The following is a 4,139-nucleotide window of genomic DNA, read 5'->3' as shown; positions in this document are numbered from 1 at the left end:
CGTAGCCGAATGCCTCTCTCCGCTCATCGAAGCCGCCCACCGCCACGATCTCGACGCCATGGCGCTCGAGGGGCCGCCCCTCATCGCCCATCTCCGAACGCTCTCAACCCTGTTCGAGCGCCTGCGCGAGGCCGAGCTGACGCGACCCATCGAAAGTCCCATCCCCGCGGTCAATGGGGTTCTGCGCGTTGCCCGAGCCGTGCGCGAGGAGCGCCTGTCCTTCGATGTCCTCGCCGCACGTCTGCGCGCGCTGCTGCCGGCGCTTGAGAGCGCAGCCGCCGAGGGGAGCGGGGAAGAGGCGAGCGCCCTCATCAGCGCGCATCACCAGGCTGTCGAGGCGCTGCTCGGCTGCGCCGACAGCGAGTCCCTCGACGGCTTCGACGACGCCGCGAGCCGTGTGCGCGCCACCGCCCAGGCTCTCTTCGACCACGCCCAGGCCACGCGCGGATCCATCGACCACGCCCCCGCGCCACCGCAAGAGCTGCCCGACTACGCGTGGTCGCTGCTCGCCATCGCAGACCGTCTGATGGCCGGCGAGCAGTGCCTTGACGAGCTGCGACGAGAGGCGAGCGCGCTTCGCCTCCGGGCAGAGCACGGCCTCGCCACGCTCCATCAGCTGCCCCAGGCGCCCGACGACGCTCCAGCTCTAGAACGAGAGGCGTGCGCAGACGCCGCGCGCATCATGGAGCACGGGCTCTCCCTCGTGCTCGATGCCGTGGCACGGTTCGAGGGTACCTGCCAGAGCGGCGACGCCGACACGCTGCAAGACGCCCTCGACCATCTGCGAGCCGCCATCGAGGAGATGCGCGCCATGCCCCTGGCCTTCGAACGTCTGCGCCCGCCCCCCTGACCCGTCGACCAGTTCGCCTGCCGTGACCGAGCACGCGATCTGCGCGTGACGTGCCCCCACGGAAACATCGACGCGCAATCTCGTAACAACCATCTCAAGAACGTTCACACATCGTTCACGACCCTGCAACGCAGAACGCGAGAGACGTTCACCGACCTGCCCTACGATGCAGTCAAGGGCGCCGCGAGCGCCTCGAACATCGAGGGAGGTCAGCAACCCATGGGCAGCACCGACACACACACCACGGCCGTGATGCCGCAGCACACCTTCGAGCGCATCGGGAAGGAGATCGATCAGATCGGCAAAGCCGCCCCGACGTCGGCGACCGTCCGTCGCGAGGAAGATGTGCAGGGCCAGCGCGTCGATACCTGGCAGGGCGCGGGCAAGAGCCACACCGTCGAGACGTACAAGAAGAATGCCGATGGCACGCTCTCAAAGACCTACGTGAAGGCCTATCCGAACGGCCTGCGCGAGGAGTCTCGGCTCGAGGTCGGGCCCAAGGGCACGATGAAAGAGAGCATCTACACCAACGGCAACAAGCGCACGCGGGTCTGCATCGAGACCCTGTCTGACGGCAGTCGCAACGTGCTCAAGGAAGACAGCAACGGCAAGCGGTCGCTCACGCACCTCGACCCGAGCGGAAAGCCGGTCGAGATGCAGGGGAACGATGCGCGCCAGGGCTCGAGCGCGCCGTCCGGACTGCCCGACGAGGCGCCTCCCTGCTCCACCACGCCCGCGGAAGGCGCGACCCCCCGCACTTCCGGCGCAGCCCCCAGCACGGTGCGACCCGAGCCGCAGCGACTCGAACGCGACCGCAAGGCGTACCTCGACTTCTTCAAGCAGCTTCCCAGCCACGGTGACAAGAAGTGGTACGACCAGGCCACCCAGAAGCTCGCCGAGAACGGAAACACCTACGCGGCGCAGCGGCTCGAACGGGCACGGCGCGAGCAGCAGCAGATCGAGCGTGCGGGGCTCAACGCACTCCCCCCGCAGAGCGCGGTCCCCGACTTCCCCTACGACAATCCGCTCTTCGCGTAGACGGTCTTCTCGCTCCCGCATGACACCCCGCCGGCTGCGCCGCGCAGGCGTGGCGCAGCCGCGGCAGGACGCCCCACCCCGTTCTTGAATGAAGGTCAAGATGTACGATGTCCTGAAGCGCCACTGGGGCTACGACGACTTCCTGCCCGGCCAGCGCGAGGCTGTCGAGACCGTCATGCGCGGTCGCGACAGCCTCGTCATCTTCCCCACGGGCGGCGGGAAGTCGCTCACCTACCAGCTTCCCGGCGTGTGCAGGCCCGGCGTGGCGGTGGTGGTGTCGCCCCTCATCGCGCTCATGATCGATCAGGTCGAGGGCCTGCGCGCCAACGGCATTGCAGCCGCCACCATGAACAGTGCCAGCGAGCTTGCCGAGTACGTCGACACCCGCCGCGATCTGCGCGAGGGGAAGCTCGACCTGCTGTACCTGTCGCCCGAGCGGCTCATGGCCGACGACATGGTCGAGCTGCTGCGCGAGGCCCGCGTGTCGTTCTTCGCCATCGACGAGGCGCACTGCATCAGCCACTGGGGGCACGACTTCCGCCCCGGCTATCGCGCCCTCGCCGGCCTGCGGGCACGGTTCCCGGAGATTCCCATACACGCCTGCACCGCCACCGCCACCGAGGCCGTGCGCGCCGACATCGTGCAGACGCTGGGGCTGCACGATCCGGCGATTCTCGTGGGCGGATTCGACCGCCCCAACCTCACCTATCGCGTGCGGCGGCGCACCCGCCTCATTGACCAGATCGGTGAGGTGCTCGCGCGTCACACGGGCGAGGGCGGCATCATCTACTGCATCCGCAAGGCCGAGGTCGACGAGCTGTGCGCGAAGCTCGTGAGCCTGGGTCACAAGGCGGTGCCCTACCACGCGGGCATGACCGCCGACGAACGGCGCAAGAGCCAGCAGGCCTTCAGCAACGAGACCGCCGATGTGGTGGTGGCCACCGTGGCCTTCGGCATGGGCATCGATCGATCGAACGTGCGCTACGTGCTGCACGCCGGCATGCCCAAGTCGGTGGAGCACTACCTGCAAGAGGCGGGGCGAGCCGGCCGCGATGGCGAGCCGGCCGAGTGCGTGCTGCTCTACAGCGGACAAGACCCCATGGTGTGGCGCACCATTCTCGGCGAGCCACAGAGCGACGCCGAGCGCATGGCCCACCGCAAGCTGGCCGAGATGTACGACGTGTGCCGCTCGCTCACGTGTCGCCACCGCTACTTCGTCACCTACTTCGGCGATGCGTACCCCCACGATGGCTGCAATGCCTGCGACGTCTGCCTGGGCGAGAACGAGGTGCTGGGCGACGCGGTCACCGTGGCGCGAAAGATCCTGGCGTGCGTGGCGCGCATCCAGCAGCAGCGCAGCGGTGCCCGTGGTGGCGCCCCGGAGGGGTGCGGCTACGGCGCGCGGCACGTGGCCGAGGTGCTCAAGGGCAGCAAGGCCGGACGCGTGGCCCAGATGGGCCACGACCGCCTCTCCACCTTCGGCCTGCTGGCCGAGTACGCCGTCGACGACATCGCCGACTGGATCGATCAGCTCGTGGGCACGGGTCACCTCATGCGCCTGGGCGAGTGGCGAACCCTCGGCCTCACCGCGAGCGGCACGGCGCTCATGCGCGGCGAGGGCACCGTGGCCTTGTCGCGCGCGGTGAAGACCCGCCCGGCGCAGCCCGCGGTCGACGACACGCCGAGCGAGTCACTGTTCCAGTCGCTGCGCGCGCTGCGACGCGATCTCGCGGCCCAGCGCGGGGTGCCGCCCTACGTCATCTTCTCCGACGCCACCCTGCGCGATCTGGCCCGCGCGCGCCCCCTCACCCCCACGGCGTTCCGCGCCGTGAAGGGGGTGGGCGACACCAAGACGCGCACCCTGGCCGACATGTTCATCGCGGTCATCGCATCGCACGCGTACGATGGCGTGAGAGCGTGAACGGCGGAGCGCCGTAAGGCTCGCTGCGTCGCACGCGTCAGAGCGCGTTGAGCTTGAGGTGCACCTTGCGCCCTTCCTGCGTGGCGGCCGCCTGATTGCCGCTGCCGCTCGCCCCCGCGCCACCTCCCGCACCGCCCTCCCCTCCTGGGGACATGAGCCGCGCGAGCCCGGCTGACGTCTTGCTCGCGCCATGGCCGAGGGGATTTCTGCGCGCGCCGAGCTCGCCCGCGCCGCGAGGCTGGCCCGCACCCTTCGACGCCCCCATGGGACCGCCGAACGCGCCCGCACCACCTCGCCCCTGACTTCCGGCGCCCGCGAAGCCGCCGCCCA

At 69.6% G+C, this 4,139-nt stretch carries 4 protein-coding genes; 3 read left to right on the top strand and 1 reads right to left on the bottom strand.

Annotated elements, in window-relative coordinates; all coding sequences use genetic code 11:
* The 3 genes from EB084_21010 to EB084_21000 all read left to right on the top strand — a co-directional run.
* A partial coding sequence (locus EB084_21010) for a hypothetical protein (GenBank protein NDD30748.1) occupies positions 1-850 on the top strand: 850 nt, incomplete at its 5' end.
* A 45-nt stretch (positions 851-895) separates the two neighbouring features.
* Positions 896-1,888 carry a hypothetical protein gene (locus tag EB084_21005; protein NDD30747.1) on the top strand — a complete coding sequence of 331 codons (993 nt, stop codon included), beginning with the start codon at positions 896-898 and terminating at the stop codon, positions 1,886-1,888.
* Positions 1,889-1,976: 88 nt separating this feature from the next.
* Positions 1,977-3,809 carry a RecQ family ATP-dependent DNA helicase gene (locus EB084_21000; GenBank protein NDD30746.1) on the top strand — a complete coding sequence of 611 codons (1,833 nt, stop codon included), beginning with the start codon at positions 1,977-1,979 and terminating at the stop codon, positions 3,807-3,809.
* A 37-nt stretch (positions 3,810-3,846) separates the two neighbouring features.
* Here EB084_21000 and EB084_20995 read toward each other — a convergent pair.
* The coding region (locus EB084_20995; protein ID NDD30745.1) for a hypothetical protein at positions 3,847-4,139 on the bottom strand (293 nt) is incomplete at its 5' end.

It is taken from the genome of Pseudomonadota bacterium (assembly GCA_010028905.1).
GTDB lineage: Bacteria > Vulcanimicrobiota > Xenobia > RGZZ01 > RGZZ01 > RGZZ01.
Note: the sequence above shows the minus strand (reverse complement) of the source record. Positions and strands in the feature narration are given on the sequence as shown.

Bases quoted from the DNA above. Each gene is read 5' to 3' on its own strand.
- EB084_21000 (NDD30746.1), top strand. From the start codon at position 1,977: ATGAAGGTCAAGATGTACGATGTCCTGAAGCGCCACTGGGGCTACGAC.